24 protein-coding genes and 1 tRNA gene are annotated in these 26,414 nt (G+C 70.2%); 13 read left to right on the top strand and 12 right to left on the bottom strand.

Annotation, left to right across the window (positions count from 1 at the left end):
- Positions 1–89 precede the first annotated feature (89 nt).
- The gene (locus M8J74_RS39365; RefSeq protein WP_249841030.1) at positions 90–452 is read left to right on the top strand and encodes a VOC family protein; all 363 of its coding nucleotides are present in this window, start codon (positions 90–92) and stop codon (positions 450–452) included.
- 129 nt (positions 453–581) lie between these two features.
- Here M8J74_RS39365 and M8J74_RS39360 read toward each other — a convergent pair whose 3' ends face one another.
- Positions 582–4,544, bottom strand: a complete 3,963-nt coding sequence (locus M8J74_RS39360; RefSeq protein WP_249841029.1) for an nSTAND1 domain-containing NTPase — start codon at positions 4,542–4,544, stop codon at positions 582–584.
- 554 nt (positions 4,545–5,098) lie between these two features.
- Between M8J74_RS39360 and M8J74_RS39355 the strand changes: the two genes are divergently transcribed.
- Positions 5,099–5,587: a hypothetical protein gene (locus tag M8J74_RS39355; protein WP_249841028.1), complete on the top strand. Its 489-nt coding sequence runs from the start codon at positions 5,099–5,101 to the stop codon at positions 5,585–5,587.
- Positions 5,588–5,855: 268 nt separating this feature from the next.
- On the opposite strand, the gene M8J74_RS39350 is transcribed toward M8J74_RS39355, so the two are convergent.
- On the bottom strand, positions 5,856–6,215 hold the full coding sequence (locus M8J74_RS39350) for a DUF6344 domain-containing protein (protein ID WP_249841027.1): 360 nt from the start codon (positions 6,213–6,215) through the stop codon (positions 5,856–5,858).
- A gap of 338 nt (positions 6,216–6,553) precedes the next feature.
- Between M8J74_RS39350 and M8J74_RS39345 the strand changes: the two genes are divergently transcribed.
- Positions 6,554–6,682: a DLW-39 family protein gene (locus M8J74_RS39345; RefSeq protein WP_003999697.1), complete on the top strand. Its 129-nt coding sequence runs from the start codon at positions 6,554–6,556 to the stop codon at positions 6,680–6,682.
- 206 nt (positions 6,683–6,888) lie between these two features.
- Complete coding sequence (locus M8J74_RS39340) at positions 6,889–8,211, top strand: hypothetical protein (protein WP_249841026.1); 1,323 nt, start codon at positions 6,889–6,891, stop codon at positions 8,209–8,211.
- On the opposite strand, the gene M8J74_RS39335 is transcribed toward M8J74_RS39340, so the two are convergent.
- Positions 8,175–9,722, bottom strand: coding sequence for a serine/threonine-protein kinase (locus M8J74_RS39335; protein WP_249841025.1), 1,548 nt, complete (start codon positions 9,720–9,722; stop codon positions 8,175–8,177). The two genes, M8J74_RS39340 and M8J74_RS39335, sit on opposite strands and share 37 nt — an antisense overlap.
- Before the next feature lie 170 nt (positions 9,723–9,892).
- Positions 9,893–10,441 (bottom strand): helix-turn-helix domain-containing protein, encoded by a 549-nt coding sequence (locus tag M8J74_RS39330; protein ID WP_142153643.1) that lies wholly within the window; start codon positions 10,439–10,441, stop codon positions 9,893–9,895.
- 182 nt (positions 10,442–10,623) lie between these two features.
- Between M8J74_RS39330 and M8J74_RS39325 the strand changes: the two genes are divergently transcribed.
- Positions 10,624–10,696: transfer RNA gene (locus tag M8J74_RS39325), tRNA-Ala, on the top strand.
- A gap of 503 nt (positions 10,697–11,199) precedes the next feature.
- Here the strand turns inward: M8J74_RS39325 and M8J74_RS39320 are convergent.
- A complete protein-coding gene (locus M8J74_RS39320) occupies positions 11,200–11,901 on the bottom strand; it encodes a DUF5324 family protein (RefSeq protein WP_058924284.1) in 702 nt (233 codons plus the stop codon).
- A gap of 303 nt (positions 11,902–12,204) precedes the next feature.
- On the opposite strand from M8J74_RS39320, the gene M8J74_RS39315 reads away from it, so the two are divergent.
- On the top strand, positions 12,205–12,738 hold the full coding sequence (locus tag M8J74_RS39315; protein WP_249841024.1) for a peptidylprolyl isomerase: 534 nt from the start codon (positions 12,205–12,207) through the stop codon (positions 12,736–12,738).
- A gap of 128 nt (positions 12,739–12,866) precedes the next feature.
- Complete coding sequence (locus M8J74_RS39310; protein ID WP_249841023.1) at positions 12,867–13,754, top strand: rhomboid family intramembrane serine protease; 888 nt, start codon at positions 12,867–12,869, stop codon at positions 13,752–13,754.
- Between the two features lie 246 nt (positions 13,755–14,000).
- Here the strand turns inward: M8J74_RS39310 and crgA are convergent, their stop codons facing one another.
- Entirely contained in the window at positions 14,001–14,255 is a 255-nt protein-coding gene (gene crgA, locus M8J74_RS39305; protein WP_058924281.1) for a cell division protein CrgA, read from the bottom strand.
- A 142-nt stretch (positions 14,256–14,397) separates the two neighbouring features.
- Between crgA and M8J74_RS39300 the strand changes: the two genes are divergently transcribed.
- The 6 genes from M8J74_RS39300 to M8J74_RS39275 are packed head-to-tail and all read left to right on the top strand — an operon-like array spanning position 14,398 to position 18,644.
- Complete coding sequence (locus tag M8J74_RS39300) at positions 14,398–15,177, top strand: DUF881 domain-containing protein (protein ID WP_249841022.1); 780 nt, start codon at positions 14,398–14,400, stop codon at positions 15,175–15,177.
- A 23-nt stretch (positions 15,178–15,200) separates the two neighbouring features.
- Positions 15,201–15,899, top strand: a complete 699-nt coding sequence (locus tag M8J74_RS39295; protein ID WP_249841021.1) for a class E sortase — start codon at positions 15,201–15,203, stop codon at positions 15,897–15,899.
- A 17-nt stretch (positions 15,900–15,916) separates the two neighbouring features.
- Positions 15,917–16,114 carry a hypothetical protein gene (locus M8J74_RS39290; RefSeq protein WP_203237892.1) on the top strand — a complete coding sequence of 66 codons (198 nt, stop codon included), beginning with the start codon at positions 15,917–15,919 and terminating at the stop codon, positions 16,112–16,114.
- Positions 16,111–16,749, top strand: coding sequence for an aminodeoxychorismate/anthranilate synthase component II (locus M8J74_RS39285; RefSeq protein ID WP_058924278.1), 639 nt, complete (start codon positions 16,111–16,113; stop codon positions 16,747–16,749). The genes M8J74_RS39290 and M8J74_RS39285 overlap by 4 nt, the downstream gene beginning before the upstream one ends.
- Positions 16,746–17,882 (top strand): class E sortase, encoded by a 1,137-nt coding sequence (locus M8J74_RS39280; protein WP_249841020.1) that lies wholly within the window; start codon positions 16,746–16,748, stop codon positions 17,880–17,882. The genes M8J74_RS39285 and M8J74_RS39280 overlap by 4 nt, the downstream gene beginning before the upstream one ends.
- A 6-nt stretch (positions 17,883–17,888) precedes the next feature.
- Positions 17,889–18,644: a class E sortase gene (locus tag M8J74_RS39275; protein ID WP_283949142.1), complete on the top strand. Its 756-nt coding sequence runs from the start codon at positions 17,889–17,891 to the stop codon at positions 18,642–18,644.
- 85 nt (positions 18,645–18,729) lie between these two features.
- On the opposite strand, the gene pknB is transcribed toward M8J74_RS39275, so the two are convergent.
- From pknB to M8J74_RS39245, 6 genes are all read right to left on the bottom strand, one after another.
- Entirely contained in the window at positions 18,730–20,721 is a 1,992-nt protein-coding gene (gene pknB, locus M8J74_RS39270) for a Stk1 family PASTA domain-containing Ser/Thr kinase (RefSeq protein WP_249841019.1), read from the bottom strand.
- 168 nt (positions 20,722–20,889) lie between these two features.
- Positions 20,890–22,377 (bottom strand): peptidoglycan D,D-transpeptidase FtsI family protein, encoded by a 1,488-nt coding sequence (locus M8J74_RS39265; protein ID WP_249841018.1) that lies wholly within the window; start codon positions 22,375–22,377, stop codon positions 20,890–20,892.
- Positions 22,374–23,822 (bottom strand): FtsW/RodA/SpoVE family cell cycle protein, encoded by a 1,449-nt coding sequence (locus M8J74_RS39260; protein WP_249841017.1) that lies wholly within the window; start codon positions 23,820–23,822, stop codon positions 22,374–22,376. Before M8J74_RS39260 ends, M8J74_RS39265 begins: the two co-directional genes overlap by 4 nt.
- A gap of 27 nt (positions 23,823–23,849) precedes the next feature.
- The gene (locus tag M8J74_RS39255; RefSeq protein WP_249841016.1) at positions 23,850–25,409 is read right to left on the bottom strand and encodes a Stp1/IreP family PP2C-type Ser/Thr phosphatase; all 1,560 of its coding nucleotides are present in this window, start codon (positions 25,407–25,409) and stop codon (positions 23,850–23,852) included.
- Positions 25,410–25,529: 120 nt separating this feature from the next.
- Positions 25,530–26,051, bottom strand: a complete 522-nt coding sequence (locus M8J74_RS39250; protein ID WP_058924273.1) for an FHA domain-containing protein FhaB/FipA — start codon at positions 26,049–26,051, stop codon at positions 25,530–25,532.
- 10 nt (positions 26,052–26,061) lie between these two features.
- Positions 26,062–26,414, bottom strand: a 353-nt coding sequence (locus M8J74_RS39245; RefSeq protein ID WP_249841015.1) for an FHA domain-containing protein, incomplete at its 5' end; no start/stop codon positions are given.

Raw genomic sequence — 26,414 nt, 5'->3', positions numbered from 1 at the left:
AATCCTGTTAGCCCCACCAGCGAGAAGGCCCCCGGTCCGGATGGATCGGGGGCCTTCTGCGTGGTGATCACGGTGTCTAGACTCGGTGAATGACCTTGGAATGGGAACAGGTAATCGTTCACTCGGCGGACCCGGTGGCGTTGGGGCAGTGGTGGGCCGACGCTCTCGGCTGGGTCGTCGTCCACGCCTCCGATGACGAGTTCGAGATCCGCCCGGCGCCGGACCGGGTGCCGGGGCTGGACTTCGTCCGGCTCGACGAGGCCAAGCAGTCCAAGAGCCGGCTGCACCTCGACTTCAGGCCCGACGACCAGGCGGCCGAGGTGGCGCGCCTGGAGGCCCTCGGCGCGAAGCGGGTCGACATCGGGCAGGGCGACCAGTCGTGGATCGTCATGGCCGACCCCGAGGGCAACGAGTTCTGTGTCCTTGGTCAACTGCGCCCCGAGAGCGCCTGAGCGCGCACGAAAAGACCCGACCGCTGGCGACGGGGGATGCACCAGCGGTCGGGCTATGGCCAAGGGTAACAAGGTCGGTTGCTCGGCGGGAGCCAACTGTTCAGCGTGAGTCGAGAGTTGTGATCCGGATCACGGCGTTCCGCACGGAGGGTCGTAGGAGAGCCGTGGCAGGTACTCGTGCCACTTCTGCGGTGTCAGCACGCCCCGCGTGGTCGAGCAGATACGGCGGATGGCCACGTCCACGTCGAGGTTCCACAGGCGGATCGTGTCCGAGCCGCTGGAAACGCCGAGCATGTGCGTGGAGGGGTTGAAGGCAAGGAAGTTGCCCGTCTTGGCGTTGGGGCTCATCGACTGGCCGATGGGGGCGGCGTCGGACGGGTCGCCGACGTTCCACAGGCGGACCGTGCTGTCGTTGCCGCCGCTGGCGAGGGTGTGGCCGTCGCGGCTGAAGGTCAGCGAGACGACCGCCTCGGAGTGGCCGGTGAGCGGGGAGCCGGCCGCCCGTGCGGCGTGTGGGTCGGTGACGTCCCACAGGCGGACGGTGTCGTCGTCGCTGCCGCTGGCGAGAGTGCGGCCGTCGGGACTGTAGGCGAGCGCGTTGACCGGGCCCAGATGACCCCTGAGCGGCTTGCCGATCAGCTCGGCGCGGGCCGGTTCGGTCACGTCCCACAGCCGTACGGCGCCTTCCTCGCTGCCGCTCGCGAGCGTGCGGCCGTCCGGGGTGAAGGCGAGGGAGTCGATGAACCCCTTGGGGCCGGAGAGCGGCCTGCCGAGTGGTTTCACGTGAAACGGATCCGCGACGTTCCACAGCTGGATCGTGCGGTCCTCGTAGGGCGTCGCCAGAATGCGGCCGTCGGGGCTGAAGACGATGGCCTTCGGGCCCATGAAGCGGGTCTTCAGCCGGATGTCGGGTCCGGCGGGGACCGGGTGGGCCGGGTCGCCGACGTTCCACAGGGCCACCGAGCGGTTCCCCGTCAGTACGGCGAGGGTGCGGCCGTCGGGGGAGAAGGCGGGTGAGCGGTCGCTGCCGTCCGCGGCCATGAACGGCTTGCCCAGCAGCGCGGGCCGGGCGGCGCTGCGTACGTCCCACATGCGCATCCGGCCGTCGTTCCCGGCCGTGGCCAGGACCTTGCCGTCCGGCCGGAAGGTGCCCCGGTGGCCGATCAGGTCCGAGGTCGGGATCGACCACAGCCGGACCTTGCTGTCGCCGCTGCCGGTGGCGAGGGCCTTGCCGTCGGGACTGAAGCCCAGGGCGTACATCTCGCCGCTGCTGCCCGCCAGCGGCTCGCCGACCTGGGAGGGGTACGCCGGGTCGCTGACGTTCCACAGGCTGGCCGTGCTGTCGGCGCTGCCCGCGGCGAGCATCGTGCCGTCGTGATTGAAGGCCACGGACCAGACCGGACCGGTGTGACCGGTCAGCGGGGAGCCCAGGGCCCTGGCCCGGGCCGGGTCGGCCACGTCCCACAGCCGTACGGTGTCGTCGACGCTGCCGCTGGCGAGGGTGCGGCCGTCGGGGTTGAACGCCACCGAGTGCACGGTGCCCGTGTGCCCGGTCAGGACCGGGCCGGTTCGCTTGGGGTGGTGCCGGTCGCGCACGTCCCAGAGCATGACCGCGTCGTCGTCGCCCCCCGCGGCGACGGTCCGGCCGTCGGGGCTGAAGGCCAGGGAGCGCACGGCGGCGGAGTGGCCGGTCAGCGTGGTGAGCGAGCGGGGCCTGCCCGAGGCCATGTCCCACAGGCGGACGGTGTGGTCCTCGTTGGCCGTGGCCAGGGTGCGGCCGTCCGGGCTGAAGGCGATCAGGTAGATCGTGCCGTCGTGACCGGTCAGGGGCGCGCCGAGCGGCTTGGGGTGACGCGGGTCGCGGATGTCGTAGAGCCGGACCGTGCCGTCGTCCGAGGCGCTGGCCAGCGTGCGGCCGTCGGGGCTGAAGACCGCGCTGCTGACCCAGCTGGTGTGGCCGGTCAGCGGCTTGCCCAGCGCCTTGGGGCGGGTGCGGTCCGTCACGTCCCACAGGCGCACCGTCCGGTCGGCGCTCGCGGTGGCCAGGAGGTGCCCGTCCGGGCTGAACGTCGTCAGGTAGACGGCGCCCGTGTGGCCGAGGAGGGGAGTGGCCAGCGGGGCGTTGACGATCGAAATGAGCCGGCTGTCGGTACCGGCGTCCCCCGAGCGCAGCCGGTGGGCGACCAGGTCGAGCTGGGCCGACAGCGAGGGGTCCGTGTACTGCACCCGGTCCGCCTCCGCGAGCACCTGCTCGAACACGGCGTCGTCGCGCTGCTGCCACGCGATCACGGCCGCTCCGCCGGCCACCACCGCCAGCGCGACCAGGGCCGCGACCGCGCCGCGGCCGATCCAGACCATGCGCCGGCGCAGCCGGACCGAGGCGGCCAGGAACTCCCTGGCACCGCGGGTGAGGAACGTGTCACCGGCCGACTTCGCCCAGCTGTGGGCCTGCCCCAGCCTCGACCCCCGGTACAGCAGGGAGGAGTCGCGGCCCGATTCCTCCCAGGCCCGGCCGTCCTCCTCCAGCCGCTGGCGCAGCAGATGGTCCCCGCGGTCCTCGTCGATCCACGCGCGCAGCCGCGGCCAGGCGTGCAGCAGCGCCTCGTGGGTGATCTCCACGGTCTCCGCGTCCAGCGTCACCAGCCGCGCGCGCACCAGGGCCTCGAGGGACTCCTCCGTCTTGTCCGGGTCGGCCGACTCCTGGGCCAGCTGCCGGCGGGTGCCGCGCCTGCGGGTCGCCTGGGTGTCCTCACCGAGCCGCACGAGCCGCAGCAGCAGTACCCGGGCAGCCGTACGGGCCGCGGGGTCCAGGTCCGACCAGGCGCGCTCGGCGGTGGCCGCCACGGCCCCCTGGATGCCGCCCGCGGCGCGGTAGCCCGCGGCGGTCAGCCGCCCGGCCTTGCGCCGCTGCCAGGTGGCGAGCAGGGCGTGCGACAGCAGGGGCAGCGCTCCGGCGTCGTGCGCTCCGCGCGGTCCGTCGGCGCTCACCTCCCGCACGATGAGCTCCGCGAGACCGGGTTCGAGTTCCAGGCCCACGGCTTTGGCGGGGCCGGTCACCGCCTCGCGCAGTTCCGTGGCGGTCAGCGGGCCGAGCACCATGTGCCGGTGCTGGAGCGCGTCGGCCAGTTCGGGGTGGGCGAGGCACTGCTCGTAGAAGTCGGCGCGTATGCCGAGGACGACCAGGACCGGGGCGAGGGCGTCCGGCCCGGAGGGCGAGCACGCGGCGTGCAGGACCCGTACGAAGGTGCGCCTGGTCGTCTCGTCCGCGCAGAGCGTGAAGGTCTCCTCGAACTGGTCCACGATCAGCACCGGACGGGCCCCGGAGGGCGCCTCCCGGCGGGCCCACGCCGCGACGGCCTCCCGTACGGCCTCCGGCCGGGCGCCGGAGGCGACGGCCTCGGCGAGCTCGGGGATACGGCCGGTCAGCTCGCCGAGCGGATGGGCCCCGGGCAGGAGCTGCAGCACCGTCTGCCCGTCGCTCTCGCCGCCCAGGGCGCCGCCGCGGACCGCGTTGACCAGGCCGGCGTTCAGCAGGGAGGACTTCCCGGCGCCCGAGGCACCGACCAGCATGACCAGGCCGCCGCTCTTCTCCGCCGCGCGCAGCTGCTCCAGCAGGGCCCGGGTGCTGCGCTCGCGGCCGAAGAACCAGCGGGCGTCCTCCTGGCGGTAGGAGGCCAGCCCGCGGTACGGGCAGACCCCGCCCTCGGCCGGCGGCGCCTCCTCCGTGTTCGGGCCCGCGGCGCGCTCGCCGGCCGGGTCGGCCACGGCGCGTTCCCACAGGCGCTGCCACTGCGCCATGTCGTACAGCCCGGCGGACACCGGCGTGGGCCGTGCGCGCCGCGCCTGCGGGATCAGGATGTGCAGCACCGCGGCGAGGGCGGCGAACTGCGCCGGTACGTTCTTCGCCCGCCGCCAGTCGCTGATCCGCTGCGCGGAGACCCGTACGGGCCGCCCCCGCTCGTCCACCCGCTGCAGCTGTACGACGGCCTCGGCCACGCGCGCGAGGGGTGGGTTGCCGGCCTCCTTGTAGAGCAGCGCGAGGCGCTCCGCGAAGGCTGTGCGCGCCACTGAATCGGAACGCAAGGCCTCCACTCCTTACTTCCCCCGCCGTCGGACGTCCGGACCGGAAAACCCACCCTATACGCCTGACCTGCGGGTTAAGGGTCCGGAACCGGACCGGAATCTCCTCCGTTCACGCCACAGCTGGCAGGATCCTGCGCCGTAGCGCGCCCGACGCGCTTCGTTCGCGCAGGCCATCGGCCCGCGCCCGTCCGAGCCCGGCAGATCCGTGGAGTGAGTCCCGGCGGGGCCGCTTTCACTCCGACCACGGATCACGTCCGTCCTCCTTCCGCGTCCTTCGCGGCGCATGAGGAGGCTGCCCGCAGCGTTCGGCGCCGGTCCCCACGAGGGGAGGGACCGGAGCCGAACGACGCGGGTCTCCCGCGCGGCACGACGAGGGCACGGTTGAAGAGCGCATGGCTGAGAGCTCATCGCCGAAGAGCGCGCGGGACGAAGCAAGGGGCGGCACGCAGAACGCGCGGCACCAGGAGCGCGCGGCATGAAATGCCCAGAGGCGCGCACTGGTCATCTGACGGGCCGTCAGTTATGGTCCCCCCTGCCGTGCAGCTTCCGAAGGGGTGAGCGCAGTGCCGACACGTCCCCAGAGTCCGCAGCCGTCAGGAACTCCCCGCTGGGTCGCGATGGTCTACAAGCCGTCCTCCGAAGCCTGGGCGGTGTGCGCGGAGTCCCCGCATCGCTCACCCGTGCAGTACGCGCTCGCGGAGATGGCGCACACGGTACGCGCGCGTGGGGGCGACCTGGAGGTCACCCTGTGGGGCCCGAGAGCGGGGGCGTGGGAACGGTTCGACGCCTTCGCCGCTACGACGGCCACAGCGCCGGTGCCGAAGGCCGAGGAGGTCGAGGCCTCTTCCAGTGGCCCGGAGCGGCTGAGCAGGCTCACGGAACGCATGGACGGCCGGCGCCGGCAGGTGCTGGTGGCGAGCCTCGGCAGGGCGGGCCTGCACGACCTCGGTCCGGACGACTTCGGTGCGGTGGAGGCTCTCGCCGAGCGGCTCGACGAGACGACCGTTCGCAGGGTGGCCCACTGGCTGGCGCTGGCGGCCGGCCGGCGCTAGGGGGCCTGTCCCGGACGGGGACGGGGGTCCCGGCGGAAGTTCTGGTGGGGGCGAGGTCATCGGCGATGCGGTGACGTACATGTGCGGCTGCTTCGACACGTGGGTTCTCACGTCTTCGGATGGTGCGGGTACTGCGGGTGCTGCCGGTGTTTCACGTCTTCGGGTGCAGCGAGTGCTGCGGGTACTGCGGGTACTGCGGGTACTGCGGGTACTGCGGGTACTGCGGGTACTGCGAGGAGACTCGGGGTGATCCGTGGCGTCCGCCGGGTCAGGCGCACGGGGCGGCGGCCGCCGGCTCGGACGAGCCGTCCTGCGTGGCCGCGTCCGCCTCGTCGAGCGGGCGGTGGCGGCAGCTCGGGGACTTGCCGTGGGCCTCGGCGCCGATGCGCTGCTTCATCGTGGGAGGCAGGGCGGCGGTGTGGGACCAGGACCACTGGTGCGACGCCGTCGGCATCGCCGCGTGGTGCCCCATGACACCGGCGTCGGTGCCGGCGGCCGTGTTGCCGGTCGCCTCGGTCCGCGCTACGGCGGTGGGGGCGGTGGCCGTGACGAGTCCGAGCGCCGTGCACAGCGCGAGGAAGGCGGTGACGAAGGCGGTCCAGAGCTTCATGACCTGGTTGCGGGCCATGGTCCCTCACTTTCGGGTTGGGCGATTTGCGTACTTTCCTCATGATGTGTATGGGGCTCGCGAAGTGGTGGACCGACGCCCGTGGCGCGTCGATGTTCAGATGAACACCACCCGGATGGCCGCAAGAAGGAAGAAAAGCGGAGGAGAACATGCAAACAGGGATCAAGTGACCGTCCGTACGGGTGTGATCACCCTCAGATAGGAGCGGTCGGCTCCGGTTCTACTGCGTTCCCCCGGGGGGAAGTTGAGGGGCGTACACAGGTCACCGATCGGTATCGGTCGGTGTGTATAGTCGGGCGCCAGAGGTCCCCTACGTCAAGGAAAGACGAGGTCGCGCGGTGAAGAAGCTTCTCCTGGTCGCACTGGCCGCCATCGGCGGGCTCCTCGTGTACCGCCAGATCCAGGCGGATCGCGCCGAGCAGGATCTGTGGACGGAGGCGACTGACTCCGTGCCCACGGGTTCCTGAGCACCGACATCCGATTCTGAGCAAACCCCGGCCGTCCGACGGTCGGGGTTTTGTGTTGCCGTAAGCGGTCGGAGGGGTTAGGGGAGCCCCTGTAAGCGGGTGTTTCGGACGCGCGTACGCAATGCGCGCGTGCCGTGCGTCCGTGCGGGGCAGGATGGGCGACGGCCCCGCCTCGGAGGGCCGTGGCGACGAGGGGTGGGCGCGAGATGGGGTGGCGTACGGCGGCCGTGGCAGCGGTGCTGTGCACGTCGGCGGTCGGCACATCGGTGGTCGGCACATCGGCCTTCGCCTCCGAGGCGTCGTCCGCCTCGCCGTCCTCCTCCTACGGCTTCGCCCCGGACGCCCGGCCGATCGAAGGCGCGACGCAGCCCGCGGAGGCCCGGACCCTGCAGTTCGGCGGGAGTTACCGCAGCGCGCTCCCCCGGGCCGCGACGCGCTACTACCGCCTCGAACTCGACGCCGACTCCAACGCCTACGTCTCCGCCACGGCCGTCCCCCGCACGGACGACAAGCTCTCGCTGAGCGACGGCCTCAAGGTGTCGGTGCGGACGGCCGACGGCCACTCCTGTTCCACCCAGACCGCCCGCTTCGGCTCGTCCGGCAGCCCGCAGCCCATCACGGCGTCGGGCGCGCGCACCACCTCCCCCCGCACCCCGCTGTGCACGGAGGGCGGTACGTACTACGTCGTCGTCGAGCGCGTCGGCACCGCGACCTCCCCGGCCGGCGACTGGGACCTGGAGCTGACCGCCGTGACCGAGCCGGGCCTGCGGCAGACCGGGGAGGCGACGGCCCTCCGGTCGTGGGACTCCGCCACGCCCACTCCCCTCACCGGCGAGGCCCGCCCCCTGCCCGGCGGCGCGGGGTTCGCCCGGGCGGTCTTCCTGGGCCAGGGCGTCTGGCGGACCGAGCTCTCGCCCGGGCAGACGCTCTTCTACCGGGTCCCCGTCGACTGGGGACAGCAGCTGTCCGCCACGGCCGAACTGGACCCCACCTCCGGCGACGCCCGCGGCTACACGGCCGACGCCCTGGACCTGACCCTCTACAACCCGGTGCGCGCCACCGTCGAGGACGCCGACAGAGGCTACGACGGCACCCGGCGGGCGGCCGCTCTCGCCCCGGTGCCACCGGTCGACTACCGCAACCGTTACACCGGCATCCCCCGGGTCAAGGGCATGCGCTTCGCGGGGTCGTACTTCCTCACCGTCCACGTGTCCGCCGCGGTCGCCGACGACTTCGGTGACGGCCCCTTCGGACTGACGCTGCGGGTACGGATCAAGGGCGCGGCACAGGACGGCCCCGGGTACGCCGGGCAGTCCGTCCCCGGGAACCTCTTCCAGGTCGGTCCGCGGGAACGGGCGACCGGAGGGGAGCTTGGGACCGGGAGCGGCGACAACGCCATGAGGGCCCTCGCCGTGAGCGGGATCGGGGCGGGGACCGTGCTGCTGGCGGTCCTCGGGGTGTGGACGCTGACGGCCCGGCGGCGGGCCGCGGTTCAGATGCGGGCCAGGGCCCAGAACCCCACGGCGTAACAGGCCAGCGCCAGCAGCAGGAGCGGGAGGACCACGCTCGCGGGCGGGCCCGGCCGGCGTGCGCGGTGGCCGGCGCGACGGTCCCGGCGTCCGGCCCCGCCCTCCGGCGCGGAGGGGGGAAGCCGAGGGACCTCGGCGGTGTACGACGCCGTGGAGGCGTCGGCGCGCTGAGGGGGCGCTGGAGGCGCGGGCCGGGGGGAGGGGGACAGGACGTACGTGGGCTCGTACGGGGCGGGGCGGACCGGCGGCGGGGCGGACGCGGCCTGCGGCGCGGGGGACCGGGGTGCGACGTACGGCGGTGGCTGCGGTGGCTGTGCCGGCGGAGCGGGAGTCCGCGGGGAGGAGCCGGTGTCCTGCGGGGGCGGCAGATGGAAGCTGCCCGTGTCCGACATGCTCGGCGGCGGAGTGGGGGTGTGGGCCTCCGGCCGGGACCCGGTACTGGTACCGGTCCGAGGGTCGGTGACCGGTCCTGAACCCGTCCCCGAGCCGGTACCCGTGTCCGTCCCCGCCGCGCCCGCTCCCGGAGCCCTGGACGCCCGGTCACGCTCGTCCGGCCGGGACGCCGGCTCTCTCCGTACGTCCCCGGTGGCGAAGGTCGCTCCTGGCCTCGGCCCGACGCCCGGTGCCCGTTTGAGGGGCCCGTCGGCGGCGAAACCGGGTGGCAGGGGACCGAGTTGGTCGAATATCTCGATCAACTCGTCGTCAGGGCCCGGCTCCGGCAGGAGCTCCGCGGCCGCGGCGAGCGCCTTGCGTGCCCCCGTGGCCGTGCGGAACCGCGCCTGCGGATCGGGCTGCAGCAGCGACGCCACGACCTGCCACAGCGGCTCGGGAATGCCCTTGGGCGCGCTCGGCGTCCCGTGCGCCGCGAAATACTCCACCAGCGCCTTGGTGTCCGGTTTGGCGCCCTCCAGCAGATACAGCGCGACCAGGCCCGCCGCGAACAGGTCCGCCGGGAAGTCCGGTTCGGCGCCCAGCATCTGCTCGGGTGCCAGGTAACCGGGCGTCCCCACCACGAGGTTGGTCTCCGTCAGCCGTGGCTCGCCCATCCGCATGGCGATGCCGAAGTCGGACAGCTTCAGGTGCGGGCGGCCCGTACCGGTCGCCTCCAGCAGTACGTTGGCCGGCTTGACGTCACGGTGGACGACGTCCTCCGCGTGCACCGCGGCCAGTCCCGACAGCAGCTGGTCGAGCAGCGTGCAGACGAACGCCGGCGGCAGCGGACCGTAGTCGCCGACGAGATGGACCAGTGAGCCGCCCCCGACCAGGTCCATGGTGAACAGGACCTTGTCGTCGTCGGCGGCCCAGCTGGCGGGCGCGAGCACGTGAGGGTGGTCGATCCGCAGGGCCTGCTCGCGCACGAACCGCAGCAGCGAGTGCGCGTCGCGCTGTTGCAGCACCTTGGCGGCCACGTAGCGGCGTCGGCGGTGGTCCCAGGCGCGCCAGACGGCGCCGACCCCTCCGCGCCCGATCGGGTCGACCAGTTCGTACCGGCCGGCGAAGACCTCACCCATGGCTGTGCGTCGCTCCTCCCCCTGCGGCTACCCCCCTTGCTTCCCCCTCGACGAGCGATACGACTCCCCCTCGCGCCCCCCGCTCCGGAACTCCTCGGCATCGGACATCGGCGATCGCCTCGTCGGTGCCCCGGTCCGCCGAACCCCCTTCGGCGGACCGGGCCGCCGGCTCAGTTCTGGTGGGACTGGTAGTGCGCGACCGCGTCGGAGGTGCGTCCGGCGCCGTACACGCGCAGGAACTCCGCCAGTTCCGGGTGGGTCGCGGCGAGCGTGTCCGCGGCGTCGATGATGTCGCCCGCGGCGGCCACGGACCGCAGCAGCGACTGGATCTCCCGGACCACCCGCTTGACCGTCGGCGCACCCGAACTGCTGGTCGTGGTCGTGGTGTTGCTGAGCACGGATCCCCCCTGGGACTTCTTGATCTCCTCCATGCGGTCGGTGGCCTCCGCGGCGCTGACGCTGCCGTCCGCGACCTGCCCCGCCAGGTCCTGCAGCAGCTGCACCCGTTGGACGACCGCCGGATTGCCGATCTTCGCGCGCTGACCGCTCATCAGCTGCGACAGCATCGGAGCGGACAGACCGAGTACCCCCGCCAGACGAGCCTGGTTGAGACCGAGATCGTCTATGAGCTTACGGAAGAGCGCCCCCAAAGGCTCCCCGTACCAGTTCCGCTGCAGTTCCCGCGCTCTCGCGGTCGCTTCCTGCTGTGCGGCGTCCATTGCGTCTCCCCATCGCTTCCCCAAGTACTGTGGTTCGCTGTAGCGAACCACGCCGAGCATCTTACGGAGCGTGGTCGCCTGCGGGGACCCCCCATCTTTTTGCGAGATCCCGGGGGTGACCCGGTACTCTGGTGCCCGGCGGCCTCCGGTATGCGGTTCTTCCGGCAGGGCGTCACGCTCACGGGGCCTTAGCTCAGTTGGTAGAGCGCTGTCTTTGCATGGCAGATGTCAGGGGTTCGACTCCCCTAGGCTCCACTTCTCAACCCCTCCGACCTGGCACGACGCGGGCGGAGGGGTTTTTCGTGCCGCCGTCCGAACCGCCGGGAGGAAACGCGGACCGCCGCACGGTGGCCCGCGAGGCGCGGCAGGCGACAGTCCGGGCAGGCCGACCGGCAAGGGCTACTCGGGCGCCGGTGACCCCTCGCGGTGCGGCAGCGGCGCCCGCCCGCCTTCGGCCTCCGCTCCCGTACCCGCGTCCCCGGCGCCCCTGCCGCCCGAAGCCCGGCCACTCGTACGGCCCGGAGCGTGACGTGCGTCACGGGTGCTGGTTCGTGGCCATCCGTCGATTTGCGCAAACATCACCGCCGCGCCCGGCCCGCGCGCTCGCCGTGCAGGTCGCGCGGGGCGCCGTCGGGCACGGGCCGTTGCAAACGTCATCGCGAACGCGTGGTGCGGAGGCGATGTTCCACGTGAAACGACGCCGTGGGGCGGGAGACTTCAAGTCTCCCGCCCCACGGCGTCGTTGGTGCGAGACGGGGTCAGTTGCCCTCGTCGTGCCGAGCGGCCTCTTCCTCGGCCTCCTTGGCCTGTACCTCCGGGTCCAGCGCCGACTGGCCGCTGCCGTCCACCGACGTCAGCCGGCTCGACTCCGGAACCTCCGTCGCCGCCGGCGGCTCCACCAGCCAGTCCGGGTTGGCCTGCTTGTCCCACCACTTCCAGGCGGCGAAGGCACCGCCCGCGACGGCGCCGAGCACCAGCAGCGCACGCGCCACCCGACCGGCCCGCGCCCGCCGCTCGTGCTTTCGGACGAGCTTCTGGATCTCCTTCGGCGAGACCTGGCCGCGCAGCGCCGCCAGCGCGGCGACACCCCGTGCCGTGGCCTCGTCCTTGACGGGCCCGGCGGCGGCCACGGCCTGCTCGATCTTCGGCCGGGAGTACTCGGCGGCCTGCCGGGCCGCCTTGCGCGTACGGGCGGCGGCCTCCTGAGCGGCCTGGTCGACCTTCGGCGGCACATGCGTACGGGCCTGTTCGATGCGCGGTGCGACGTGGGCGCCGTACTGGACGCGGGCCTGACCGGCTGCCTGCGTCACCACCGGCGCAAGCCGTACGCGGGCCTCCTGTGCGTAGTGGGCGGTCCTGTCCTTGGCCGTCTCGGCGTAGGGCGCCACCACTTCCGCGGCGTGCAGCACGCTGTCCTTCGCCGAACCGGTCGCGGCGCGCACGCTGTCGATGCGGGTCACGGGTTCCTCCTCCTCGGTGGCGTACGGTAATTCGACTTTCCACCCTTTTACGGATCATGCCTGTCAACGAATCACCAGGCATGCGAGGGCGGGCATCCGGGTCATGAGGATGAATACGGGGCAACCAGAGCTTGTCGTCGACAATGCCACGGATCGCCGCGCGGCGCTCAGGTACCCGGGGGTACAGGCCGGTTTTCCGCAACCGGATACCCCGTATCCGCGCGGAGAAGCAGGTGCCGGGCGACGCGGGGCGCGTCCCGTGCGAGGATCGGGGGGTCACAGGAAGACAACGGAAGGCAGATCGTGGCTGAGCAGCTTTACGCCACCCTGAAGACCAACCACGGCGACATCGACGTCCGGCTCCTGCCGAACCACGCCCCGAAGACGGTCCGGAACTTCGTCGAGCTCGCCCAGGGCGAGCGTGAGTGGGTCAACCCCGCCACCGGCGCCAAGACCACGGACCGGCTCTACGACGGTACGGTCTTCCACCGGGTGATCAGCGGTTTCATGATCCAGGGCGGCGACCCCCTGGGCAACGGCACCGGCGGTCCCGGTTACCAGTTCGAGGACGAGTTCCACCCGGACCTCTCCTTCAACAAGCCCTACCTGCTGGCCATGGCCAACGCCGGTCCGGGCACCAACGGCTCGCAGTTCTTCATCACCGTCGCGCCCACGACGTGGCTGAACCGCAAGCACACCATCTTCGGCGAGGTCACCGACGCGGCGAGCCAGAAGGTCGTGGACGCCATCATCAACACGCCGACCAACCCGCGCACCGACCGTCCGGTCAACGACGTCGTCATCGAGTCCGTCGTCATCGAGACCCGCGAGGGCTGAGACCGCGAGGGACGGCTCCCCTCGGGGCGAGTCCCCGCACGGCAGGAACCAAACGCCCCGCTCATCCGTAAAGATGGGCGGGGCGGTGCATTCGTGGCCGGCGCCCGGACGACGACCTAGGGGATGTCATGGAACACGCGGCAGGCAGCTCGCAGGAGGCCCAGCGCGTGCCCGGCTGCTACCGCCACCCGGACCGCGAGACCGGCATCCGCTGCACCCGCTGCGAGCGCCCCATCTGCCCCGAGTGCATGGTCAACGCGTCCGTGGGCTTCCAGTGCCCCGAATGCGCCCGCGGCGACTCCGGCACGGGCCACGCCCCGGCCGCCTCCCGGCCCCGCACGGTGGCCGGCGGCACCGTCACGGCCGACCCGCGGCTGTGCACCAAGATCCTCATCGGCCTCAACGTCGCCGTGTTCATCGCGGTGCACGTGCGGCCCTCCCTGCTGCACGACCTCACGCTCATCGGCGTCTGGCCGCCCGCTCCGTTCAAGCCCACCATGGGTGTGGCCGACGGAGAGTGGTACCGCATGGTCACCTCGATGTTCACGCATCAGGAGATCTGGCACATCGGCTTCAACATGCTGAGCCTGTGGTGGCTGGGCGGCCCGCTTGAAGCGGCTCTCGGCCGTGCCCGCTACCTCACGGTCTATTTCGTCTCGGGACTGGCGGGCAGCGCCCTGGCCTATCTGCTGGCCCCGCCGAACACGGAGACCCTCGGCGCCTCCGGCGCGATCTTCGGCCTCTTCGGCGCCACCGCCGTGCTGATGCGCCGGCTCAACTACGACATGCGGCCGATCGTCGCGCTGCTGGTCATCAACCTGATCTTCACGTTCAGCCCGGGGATGAACATCTCCTGGCAGGCCCACATCGGCGGCCTGGTCGCCGGTGTCGTCACGGGCTACGCCATGGTCCACGCCCCGCGTGAGCGCCGGGCCCTCGTGCAGTACGGGACGAGTGCTCTCGTGCTGGCCGTCGTGGTGGTCGTCGCCCTGCTCAGGACGGCTCAGCTCACCTGACGTACGCGGTTGTCCACAGCGTGTGGCGAATCTTGTGCATGAGGCGCGGGAACAGCTGTGCCCCCTGTCACTGAGCGGTGTTCCCGCAGGTCAGGCAGGGGGCGAACAAGCTTGCGAAGAGGGGTGCGACAGTCGTACCGGCGTCAATGGCGGACTGGTTATCCACAGATCGTCGTTCTTTATCCCCAGGGCTCCTGTGGATATTTCACGGGCTGTGGATAACTCAGCGCATACCCCTGGGCAGAGCTACTTCCACTGGGTGGAGACACCGAATCCGGCGGCAATGAAGCCGAAGCCGACCACGATGTTCCAGTTGTCCAGGGCGTCGATGGGCAGCGAACCGTCGGTCACGTAGAAGACGACGATCCAGGCCAGCCCGATGACGAACATGGCCAGCATCACCGGCGCCACCCAGGCGCGGTTGGTCAGCTTGATGGCGGTCGCCTGCTTCGCCGGGGGCGGCGTGTAGTCGGCCTTCTTGCGGATACGTGACTTCGGCACGAGGGTCTCTCCTGTCGATGCGCTGCGTGGCCGCGCAGGGAACTGTGGCTGGCTCCGGAGCAGCGTACAAGGGGACTCTTAGCGCTCCCCCGGGCGTCCGTTAGCGTAGTGCTTCCGCGGTGCCGAAGGAGATAAGGGTACGTTGAGCAATTCTGCCGACTCCCCCCAGGCCGGATCCAGTGCGGCCCCAGGCCGCCGTTTCCGGCCCGTGCGGGTACTCACGGTGGCGGTCTTCGCCCTCGCGGGGCTCATTTTCTTCACCAGTTTCAATACGGCCAAGGGCACCAATATCCGGACGGACACGTCCTTGCTGAAGCTTTCGGACCTCATCCAGGAGCGCAGCCGGAAGAACAAGGAACTGGACGACTCCAACGCCTCACTGCGCCGCGACGTCGAGTCGCTCGCCGAACGCGACGACGGCAGCAGCAAGGCGCAGGACGAGAAGCTGTCGGCCCTGGAGAAGAGCGCGGGCACGCAGAAGGTCAGGGGCACGGCGATCACCGTCACGCTCAACGACGCCCCGCCGAACGCCACCGCAAAGCTCCCCGGCTATCCCGAGCCGCAGCCGGACTACCTGGTCATCCACCAGCAGGACCTGCAGGCCGTGGTGAACGCCCTGTGGCAGGGCGGCGCCAAGGGGATCAAGGTCATGGACCAGCGCCTGATCTCCACCAGCGCCGTGCGCTGCGTGGGCAACACGCTGATCCTCCAGGGCCGGGTCTACTCACCGCCGTACAAGATCACCGCGATCGGGGACCCGGACCGGCTGAACAAGGCGCTGTCCGACTCCGCCGCGATCCAGAACTACATGGTCTACGTGAACGTCTACGGCCTCGGCTGGAAAGTGACGCAGGACGGGACGGTGACTCTTCCCGGCTACTCGGGCACAGTGGATCTGCACTACGCCCAGCCCGTGGAGTGAACTGAGCAGTTCGGGAGCTGCCGGTGCGCGTTGTCGTCAGGACCCTGAGCGAGCTGTGCATCACCGTCGGGACACTGATCTGCCTCTTCGTCGTCTACGTGCTGTTCTGGACCGGCGTGCGCGCGGACGGCGCGATGAACCACCAGATCGACGTGCTGCACGACCAGTGGTCGAAGCAGACAGCGCGGCCCAAGTCGACCGCCGGGGCCACGGGCGCGAGCTCCGCGGCCCCCGCCCCGCCCGCCCCGTACGTGGCGGGCAAGCCCTTCGCGATCATGTACATCCCGCGGCTCGGTTTCACGTGGAACAAACCGGTGCTGGAGAACACCGCGGTGAGCACCCTGAAGAAGGGCCTCGGGCACTACGCGCACACCGCGCGGCTCGGCCAGGTGGGCAACTTCGCCGTCGCCGGCCATCGGCGCACCTACGGCGATCCGTTCGTGGACTTCCCCAGGCTGCGGCCCGGCGACGCCGTCGTCCTGACCGACGGGACGACATGGTTCACGTATCGGATCGACAAAGGCCCCTACAAAACCGTTCCCACGGACGTTGAGGTGATCGACCCTGTCCCACGTAAGTCGGGGTATACGCGTGCGGGCCGGTACCTGACGCTCACCACCTGCGATCCCGAGTGGGGGCACAGTCACCGGCTCATCGTGTGGGCGCACCTGGACAGCACACAGCCTGTGGAGGAAGGCGAACCGGCGGCGCTGCGCCGTTAGTCTGGTGCGGATACGGCGTGAGTCAGGAGCCGTGGCGGAACGGAAGGGACGGCATGTACGGCTGGATCTGGCGGCATCTGCCGGGGAACGTGTGGGTGAGGGCGCTGATCGCGCTCGCACTCGTCCTGCTGGTGGTCTATGTCCTCTTCCAGTACGTCTTCCCCTGGGCCGAACCGCTGCTCCCCTTCAACGATGTGACGGTGGACAACCAGTGAGCGCTCGCATCCTCGTCGTCGACAACTACGACAGCTTCGTCTTCAACCTGGTCCAGTACCTGTACCAGCTGGGCGCCGAGTGCGAGGTGCTGCGCAACGACGAGGTGTCCACCGCGCACGCCCAGGACGGCTTCGACGGCGTGCTGCTCTCGCCGGGTCCGGGCACGCCCGAGGAGGCCGGCGTCTGCATCGAGATGACCCGCCACTGCGCCGCCACCGGTGTGCCGGTCTTCGGCGTGTGCCTGGGCATGCAGTCCATGCAGGTGGCGTACGGCGGTGTCGTGGACCGTGCGCCGGAGCTGCTGCACGGCAAGACCTCGCTGGTGGAGCACGAGGGCAAGGGCGTCTTCGCCGGGCTGCCCAGTCCCTTCACCGCGACCCGCTACCACTCGCTGGCGGCGATGCCCCTGACCGTGCCGGCCGAGCTGGAGGTCACGGCCCGCACGCGGGACGGCATCGTCATGGGCCTGCGCCACCGTGAACTCCCGGTCGAGGGCGTGCAGTTCCACCCCGAGTCGGTGCTCACCGAGCACGGGCACCGGATGCTGGCCAACTGGCTGGTCGAGTGCGGCGACGAGGGCGCGGTGGCGAGGTCGGCGGGGCTCGCCCCGGTGGTGGGCAGGGCCACGGCGTGACCGCACTGCGCCCCGAGCGCGAGACCGACGCCTCGTACGGGCAGGAGCCCTACGAGGCGTCCGGTGCGTTCGAGGAGTGGTACGGGGATCGGGCGGGGCAGCAGGGCGGGCACGCGGCGCCGGCCGAGGAGCCGTACGCGGCGCCGGGGACGCAGGAGCCGTACGAGCCGTATCTGCCGCCGATCGACGAGGAGACGGTGGCGCTGCGGATCCCCGATCCGCCGCCGGGCGCGTCCATATCGCCCTCTGGCGCCTCAGCAGCAACACCAGTATCCGGAACCACTCCGGGCGGACGAGCGGCCCGCAGGAAGGCCGCCAAGCGCCGCGGTGGGCGTCATGGAGGCGCACACGCGGCATCGGAGTCGGCGGAGAGCGCCGAATCGTCCGATTCCCCTGATTCGTCCGGTTCCGGTGCGCCTCTCTCCCGCGTCGAGGCCCGTCGGCAGGCGCGCGCCCGCAAGCCGAGCCCGGGCGTCATCGCCAGCCGGGCCGTCGGGGAGCTGTTCATCACCACCGGCGTGCTGATGCTGCTGTTCGTGTCCTACCAGCTGTGGTGGACGAACGTGCGGGCGCACGCGCAGGCGGACAAGGAGGCGAGCAGCCTGCAGAAGGACTGGGCGAGCGGGAAGCGCGAGCCGGGTGTCTTCCAGCCCGGTCAGGGCTTCGCGATCCTCCACATCCCCGAACTCGACGTGGTCGTGCCCGTAGCCCAGGGCGTCAGCAACAAGAGGGTCCTGGACAAGGGCATGGTCGGCCACTACAGCGAGGGCAGGCTGAAGACGGCGATGCCGTCGGACAAGACCGGCAACTTCGCCCTCGCCGGCCACCGCAACACGCACGGCGAGCCGTTCCGCTACATCAACAAGCTCAAGGCGGGCGACGAGATCGTCGTGGAGACGCAGGACGACTACTACGTCTACAAGATGACGTCCATACTGCCGGTGACGTCCCCGAGCAACACGAGCGTGATCAGCCCCGTGCCGCCGCAGTCCGGCTTCACCAAGCCGGGCCGTTACATCACCCTGACCACCTGTACGCCGGAGTACACGAGCAAGTACCGGTTGATCGTCTGGGGCAAGATGGTCGAGGAACGGCCGCGCAGCAAGGGCAAGCCGGATGCGCTCGTCGAGTAGGGGCAGATGAACGTGGCAGCGACCACCGACGGCACACACGAGGACACCGACGCGCCCGCGGCGCCCCCGGAACGGCGCCGGCGCGGCACGGGCCGTATCGCCATGGCGGTGAGCGTCTTCGGGGAACTCCTCATCACCGCGGGCCTGGTCCTCGGGCTCTTCGTCGTCTACTCGCTGTGGTGGACGAACGTCATCGCCGACCGGGCGGCCGACAAGCAGGCGGACAAGGTGCGCGACACCTGGGCGCACGAGCCCGGCGGCCCCGGCGCGCTGGACACCAAGAACGGCGTCGGCTTCCTGCACGTGCCGGCCATGCACAACGGCGAGGTCCTGGTCGAGAAGGGCACCTCGACGGACGTGCTCAACGAGGGCGTGGCCGGCTACTACACGGACCCGATCAAGGCGACGCTCCCGATGACGGGCAAGAAGGGCAACTTCACCCTCGCCGCCCACCGGGACGGCCACGGCGCCAAGTTCCACAACATCGACAAGCTGCGCAAGGGTGACCCGATCGTCTTCGAGACGCGGGACAAGTGGTACGTCTACAAGGTCTACGACATCCTCGACGAGACCTCGAAGTACAACGTGAAGGTCCTTTCGCAGGTCCCCAAGGAGTCCGGCCGCAACAAGGCCGGCCACTACATCACCCTGACGACCTGCACCCCGGTGTACACCTCGCGCTACCGGTACGTGGTGTGGGGCGAACTGGTCCGCGTGCAGAAGGTGGACAGCAAGCGGACGCCGCCGAAGGAACTGCGGTAGGCGGCCACGGTACGCAGCGAAGAAGCCCCGGTTCTCCGTCGGAGGACCGGGGCTTCTTCCGTGCCGGCGGGCGGCCGCCTCGGCGTCAGCCGAAGATGCCGCCGTTGTTGTTGCCGCCGTTGTTTCCGCCGCCGCCGCCCACGGTCACGAGGGTGATCGTCGTGTTCCCGGGGTTGTCGACGCCGGTGTTGCCCTGCGGGTCCTGCTGGATGACGAACGCGTCGTCGCTCTGGTCACTGCCGTTGGCGAACTGGATGTTGTTGAATCCCGCCTGCTGCAGCGCCTTCTTGGCGTCCTTGACGCGCTGGCCGACGACGCTCGGGACCGCCGTCTGCTGCTGCTTCTGACCGATGCTGATCTGCACCGTGGTGTTCTTCTTGACCGGCGTGCCGGTCGACGGGTTGGTCGAGATCGCCTTGTTGACCTGGTTGTCGTCCGTGGTCGGCGTGTTGACGCAGTTGCCGTTCAGGCCGACGTCGGACAGGGCGGCCTTGGCGTCGTCACAGCTCTTGCCGGTGACGTCGGGGACGGAGACGGTCGAAGGGGCCTTGGCGACGGTGAGGGTGATCGTGGATCCCTTCTCCACCTCCTTGCCCAGCTTCGGATTCTGTTCCAGGACCGTGTTCGGGTCCTCCGTGGTGGACTCTTCCGTCTTGACCTGGACGACGAAGTTGTACTGGTCGCCTTCCAGGGTCTGCTTGGCCTCGTCGAGCTTCTTGCCGGTGACGTTCGGGACAGCCACCTTCGGCGCCCCCGTCGACACCACGAGGTTGACGGCGGTCCCCTTCTTGACCTCGGAGTTCTTCGTCGGGTCCTGGGAGCAGACCGTGCCCTTGGCCTGGGCCTCGCACGGCTTCTTGGTGACCGAGCCCACCTTGAGGTCGCTGTTGGTCAGCTGCTTCTCGGCGTCTGTCAGCTTCAGGCTCACCAGGTTGGGCACCTGGACCGTGCCGTTGCCGACACCCCCGCCGCCGAACGCCCACTTGCCGATCAGGATCGCGCCGACCAGCACCAGCACGCCCGCCACGACCAGCAGGACCGTGGAGGTGTTGGACTTCTTCTGGCGGCGGCGATCGACGCGGTCGTCGTAGCCGTAGCCCTGGTCGTCCGGGCCGCCCATGGGGGGCAGCATCGTCGTGGCGCCGGCGCCCGCGTCGGCGCGCAGGGCCGTCGTCGGCTGGTCGTCCGGGTAGCCGCCGTAGCCGACCGAGCCCATGGCCGCGGTGGCCGCGACCGGCTGGCCGTCGAGGCAGGCCTCGATGTCGGCGCGCATCTCGTCCGCCGACTGGTAGCGGTAGTTCGGGTCCTTGACCAGCGCCTTCAGGACGATGGCGTCCATCTCGGGCGTGATCTCGGGGTCGAAGACGGACGGCGGCTGCGCCTCCTCGCGGACGTGCTGGTACGCCACCGCCACCGGGGAGTCGCCGACGAACGGCGGGCGGACCGTCAGCAGCTCGTACAGCAGGCAGCCCGTCGAATACAGGTCGGACCGCGCGTCCACCTGCTCGCCCTTGGCCTGCTCCGGCGACAGGTACTGCGCGGTGCCGATGACCGCCGCGGTCTGGGTCATCGTCATGCCGGAGTCGCCCATGGCGCGGGCGATGCCGAAGTCCATGACCTTGACCTGGCCGTTGCGCGTGAGCATCACGTTGGCCGGCTTGATGTCGCGGTGGACGATGCCGTTTCTGTGGGCGTACTCCAGACCCTGGAGGATGCCGATGGTCATCTCCATCGCGCGCTCGGGCAGGAGCTTGCGACCGGAGTGCAGGAGTTCGCGCAGCGTGGAGCCGTCGACGTACTCCATCACGATGTACGGGATCGAGACCCCGTCGATGTAGTCCTCGCCCGTGTCGTAGACCGCGACGATCGCGGGATGGTTGAGCGAGGCGGCCGACTGGGCCTCCCGGCGGAACCGGGCCTGGAAGGACGGGTCGCGCGCGAGGTCTGCGCGCAGCGTCTTCACCGCCACCGTGCGGCCGAGCCGCGTGTCATGCGCGAGGTAGACCTCCGCCATGCCACCACGGCCGAGCACGTGGCCCAGCTCGTACCGGCCGCCGAGGCGACGCGGCTCTTCCATGCTTCCTACCAGCCCTCTCCGTCGGTCCCGACCGACACGGGTGTGCGGTCGGAGGCTGCCGTCCGGGCCTACCGTACCCGGCTAGCTTTGTGTGACCTGGCCAAGTGCGTCACCCGATACAGGACCGGTATCGCAACGTGCACCGATGTGAAGGCGACGTGAGCGGGGTCACTTCTTGGAGCCGATGACCGCCTCCATCACACTCTTCGCGATCGGGGCGGCCAGGCCGCCACCGGAGATGTCGTCACGGTTGGCCTTGTCGTCCTCGATGACGACGGCGACGGCGACGGGCTTCGAGCCGTCGGCGAGCTTGGCGTAGGAGATGAACCAGGCGTACGGGTTCTCGCTGTTCTCCACGCCGTGCTGGGCGGTACCGGTCTTGCCGCCGACGGTGACGCCGTTGATCTGGGCGTTGGTGCCGGTGCCCTCCTTGACGACCGTCTCCATCATCGACTGCAGGGTCTGCGCGTTCTTCGCCGACAGGGGCTGGCTCATCTCCTGCGGCTCGGTCTGCGAGATCGTGTCGAGGTTGGAGGACTGCAGCTTGTCGACCATGTACGGCTTCATCAGCTTGCCGTCGTTGGCGACCGCGGAGGCGACCATCGCCATCTGCAGCGGGGTCGCGGCCGTGTTGAACTGGCCGATCGAGGACAGCGCGGTCTGCGAGGAGTTCATGTTGTCGGAGAAGACCGAGGCGCTGGAGCGGACCGGCGTGAACTGCTCGGAGTCGAAGCCGAACTTCTTCGCCTCCTCGAGCATCTTCTCGTTGCCGAGGTCGGCACCGATCTTGCCGAAGACGGTGTTGCAGGAGTAGCGCAGCGCGATCCGCAGCGTCGCGTCCTTGCAGGGGATGTTGCCCTCGTTCTTCAGCTCGGTCGTGGTGCCCTTCATGATGTAGGGCAGCGGCGAGTCGGTCTTCTCGTCGGCGGAGTTGTACAGCCCGTTCTCCAGCGCGGCCGCGGCCGTGACCACCTTGAAGGTGGAGCCCGGCGGGTAGGTCTCGCGCAGCGCCCGGTTGAGCATCGGGTCGGACGCGTTGTTCTTCTTCTGCAGCGCCGTCCAGGCCTTGGAGTCCGTGGACGTCGAGTTGCCCGCGAAGGTCGAGGGGTCGTACGACGGGTACGAGGCCAGCGCCAGGATCTTGCCGGTGGCCGGGTCGATCGCGGCGACCGCGCCCTTGCCGCCCTGGGACTTCAGACCGTTGTAGGCGGCCTTCTGCGCGGCGGCGTTGAGGGTGGTGACGACGTTGCCGCCCTGCCGCTGCTTGCCCGTGATCATGTTGAAGGTGTTGCGGAAGAACAGCCGGTCGTCGTTGCCGGTGAGGATGCCGTCCTCGATGGACTCGAGCTGGTTGGCACCGAAGGCCTGGGAGGCGTACCCGGTGACCGGCGCCCACATGGGGCCGTTCTTGTAGGTCCGCTTGAACTTCAGGTCGTTCAGGCCGCTCTTGCTCGTCTCGGTGGAGCCGGTGATCGGGTCTCCGTCGACGATGATGTCGCCGCGCGGCGTGGAGTAGCGGGCGATGGTGACGCGGCGGTTCTTCGGATCGTCCTTGAGGCTGTCGGCCTTGACGTACTGGAGCCAGTTGTCGCGGATCAGCAGGGCGAGGACCAGAAGACCGCAGAAGATCGCGATCCGGCGCAGGGGCTTGTTCATGACGGGCGGACCACCTGGGTCATCTCGGCGTCGGGGTTGATGGCGGGGGTGGGCGCCGGGCGGCGTGCGGTGTCGCTGATCTTGATGAGGATGCCGATGAGGGCCCAGTTCGCGATGACGGACGAACCGCCATAGGCCAGGAACGGCATGGTCATACCCGTCAGCGGAATCAGGCCCATGACGCCACCCGCGACGACGAAGACCTGCAGGGCGAAGGCGCCCGAGAGACCGATGGCGAGCAGCTTGCCGAAGGGGTCGCGGGCTGCGAGGGCGGTGCGCACGCCACGTTCCACGATCAGGCCGTAGATGAGCAGGATCGCCATGATGCCCGCCAGGCCGAGCTCCTCACCGAAGGTGGCGAGGATGAAGTCGGAGTTGGCGGCGAACCGGATGAGGTCGGAGTGACCCTGCCCCCAACCCGAGCCGAGGGTGCCGCCGGAGCCGAAGGCCCACAGCGCCTGCATGGCCTGCTCGGAGTGGAGGATGCCGTCGTGGCTGCCGGCCTGGCTGAGCTTGTACTCGCGCATCGGGTCGAGCCAGGCCTGGACGCGGGTCTGGATGTGCGGTTCGAAGCTCGCCACGCCGACGGCGCCGGCCGCGGACATCAGCAGACCGAAGACGATCCAGCTGGTCCGCTCGGTGGCGACGTACAGCATGATGATGAACATTCCGAAGAACAGCAGCGACGTACCGAGGTCGGTCTCGAACACCAGGATGAGGATCGAGATCATCCAGACGACGATGATCGGCCCGAGGTCGCGGCCGCGCGGCAGATACAGGCCCATGAAGCGGCGGCTGGCGAGGGCGAGCGCGTCACGCTTGACCATGAGGTAGCCCGCGAAGAAGATCGCCAGCACGATCTTGGCGAACTCACCGGGCTGGATGGTGAAGCTGCCGATGTGGATCCAGATCTTCGCGCCGTAGACGTTGGCGCCGAGGCCTGGGACCAGCGGGAGCAGCAGCAGGACGAGCGCGCCCGCCATGGAGATGTACGTGTACCGCTGAAGGGTGCGGTGGTCCTTGAGGAAGATCAGCACGACGACGAACAACGTGATGCCGAGCGCGGTGTAGATCAACTGGTTGGTCGCCTTGCCGCCGGCGACCCCGATGGATTGCAGCAGCTTGGACTGGTCGAGCCGCCAGATGGCGACGAGCCCGAGCCCGTTGAGCAGCGTGGCCAGGGGAAGCAGCAACGGGTCCGCGTACGGAGCGAATTTCCGTACGACGAGATGGGCGACACCGGCGAGCAGACCGAGCCCCAAGCCGTAGCTGAGCAGGCCGGCCGGCACCGATTGGTCGATCGCCAGACCCACGTTGGCATAGGCGAACACGGGGATGACGACGGCGAACACCAGCATCGCCAGCTCGGTGTTCCGTCTGCTCGGTGCGCCGATCGCGCCGATCGTGGACGTGTGGTGCGTCGGTGTGTTGGTAGTACTGCTCATCGTGTGACAGGGCCTCTCACGGCTTGCCTACTGCTTACCGCACATCGAGACGACCTTCTGCTCTTCCTCCGAGAGGCTGGGGCCGGGGCTGGGAGTGGCGGTGGTCGCGGACGGGTTCGGGCTCGGGGACTTCGGCTTCGACGATGCCGTCGACGACGGCGTCGGTGACGACGTGGCCTTGGACGTGAGGGAGGTGCTGCTGGTTCCCGTGGTGCCGCCCGCCTGGCCTTCTCCGGTCTTGGAGTTCTTCTGGCTCTCCGCCGTCTCCTGCGCGGCCTGCTTCTTGCACGCGGAGGCCTGGACGGCGAGCTCGTCGACCTTCTTCCGGGCGTCCGTCAGGCCGCCCTCGGCGATCGTGTTCTTGACCTGCTTCTGCTGGTACGGCGGCAGGTACTTGAGTTCGATCTCGGGGTGGTCCTTCTCCACCTTCGACAGCGAGACCCAGGCCAGGTCCTGGCTGATGCCCCGGTACAGCGCGACGTGCTCGCCGTTGGTGCCGACGTAGTACTGGGTCTGCGTCCAGCGGTAGCCGCCGTACAGACCGCCGCCGATGACGGCGAGCGCGAGCACGCTGTAGAAGGATCTCTTCAGCCACTTGCGGCCCCTGCGGGGCTTGACGAAGTCATCGTCGGTGTAGTCGCCGAAGCTGCCCGCCGGGATGTAGCCGGTGGTGTCGCCGGAGCCGGGCGGGCCGAACTCGCCGCCCCCGCCGCCCTGTCCGGGCACCTGGCGGCCGAGGCCGGAGGCGCGGCCCGCGGGCGTCTGCATGATCCCGGGGTCGTGGTGGAGGTGGTTCTGGTTCTCGGCGACGGCGCCGACCACGACCGGGGTGTCCGAGAGCTGCCCGGCGAGGGTGTCGCCGGTGTCCAGGTCGAGGACGTCGGCGATGATGACCGTGATGTTGTCCGGGCCGCCGCCGCGCAGGGCGAGCTGGATGAGCTCCTGGACGGTCTCCTGGGGGCCCTGGTAGCTGGCCAGGGTGTCCTCGAGGGTCTGGTGCGAGACGACGCCGGAGAGGCCGTCGGAGCAGATCAGGTAGCGGTCGCCGGCCCGGACCTCACGGATCGACAGGTCCGGCTCGACGTGCTCGCCGCTGCCCAACGCCCGCATCAGCAGCGAGCGTTGGGGGTGGGTGGTGGCCTCTTCCTCGGTGATGCGGCCCTCGTCGACCAGCCGCTGCACCCAGGTGTGGTCCTGGGTGATCTGGGTGAGGACGCCGTCGCGCAGCAGGTACGCGCGCGAGTCGCCGACGTGGACCAGGCCGAGGCGCTGGCCGGTCCACAGCAGGGCGGTGAGCGTGGTGCCCATGCCCTCCAGCTGGGGGTCCTCCTCGACCATCGAGCGCAGCTGGTCGTTGGCGCGCTGCACGGCGGCGCCGAGGGAGGTGAGGATGTCGGAGCCGGGCACGTCGTCGTCGAGGGCGACGATGGTGGAGATGGCCTCGGAGGAGGCCACCTCGCCGGCGGCGGCACCGCCCATGCCGTCGGCGATCGCGAGCAGACGCGGGCCGGCGTATCCGGAGTCCTCGTTGCCCTCCCGGATCATGCCTTTGTGCGATCCGGCGGCGAAGCGCAGTGACAGACTCATGCGCACCTCGCCCGTCGGCTCCGGGTACATCCGCACGGTGCCCACCCTCCGGTCGGGAGCGCGCCGGGGCCCGTCGTGGGGGCCGCCGCTGCGTGCTCGCTCCGCTCGCTCATTGTCGTACTACTTCCGCAGCTCGATGACTGTCTTGCCGATGCGGATCGGCGCGCCCAGCGGAATCGGCGTGGGGGTCGTCAGCCGGCTCCGGTCGAGGTACGTGCCGTTGGTGGAGCCCAGGTCCTCGACGATCCAGTTGCCGTCGCGGTCCGGGTAGATCCTGGCATGGCGGCTGGAGGCGTAGTCGTCGTCCAGCACGATCGTGCTGTCGTGCGCCCGGCCCAGGGTGATGGTCTGGCCCTGCAGCGCGACGGTGGTGCCGGTGAGGGTGCCCTCGCTCACGACGAGCTTGGTGGGGGCGTTGCGGCGCTGTCGGCCGCCGCCGCCCTGCTGGCGCTGCGGCGGCGGTGCCGCCTGCTGCTGCTGTCGGGCGGCCTGCTGGGGCCGGTTGGCCTCCCGTCGCGAGCCGCGCTGGGTGACGCGCGTTCCGAACAGGTCGCTGCGGATGACCTGCACGGCCACGATCACGAACAGCCACAGTACGGCCAGGAAACCCAGCCGCATGACCGTGAGGGTCAGCTCTGACATTGCCCCCGCTTCACCCTTCGGCTTGCCGGTAAATGATGGTGGTGCTGCCCACGACGATCCGCGAGCCGTCGCGGAGCGTAGCGCGGGTGGTGTGCTGCCCGTCCACCACGATGCCGTTGGTGGACCCGAGATCCTGGATCGTCGAGGGCGTTCCGGTCCGGATCTCACAGTGCCGGCGCGAGACGCCGGGGTCGTCGATCCGCACGTCGGCTTCGGTGCTGCGACCCAGCACCAGCGTCGGGCGGGAGATCTGATGGCGGGCGCCGTTGATCTCGATCCAGTAGCGGGTGCGTCCGCCGGCCGCCGGGGCCGCCGCGGGACGCTGCAGGTAGGGCGCGCTGCCGCCGCGGCCACCGGGGGGCG

It is taken from the genome of Streptomyces panaciradicis, assembly GCF_023516615.1.
Taxonomy (GTDB): Bacteria; Actinomycetota; Actinomycetes; order Streptomycetales; family Streptomycetaceae; genus Streptomyces; species Streptomyces panaciradicis.
Note: the sequence above shows the minus strand (reverse complement) of the source record. Positions and strands in the feature narration are given on the sequence as shown.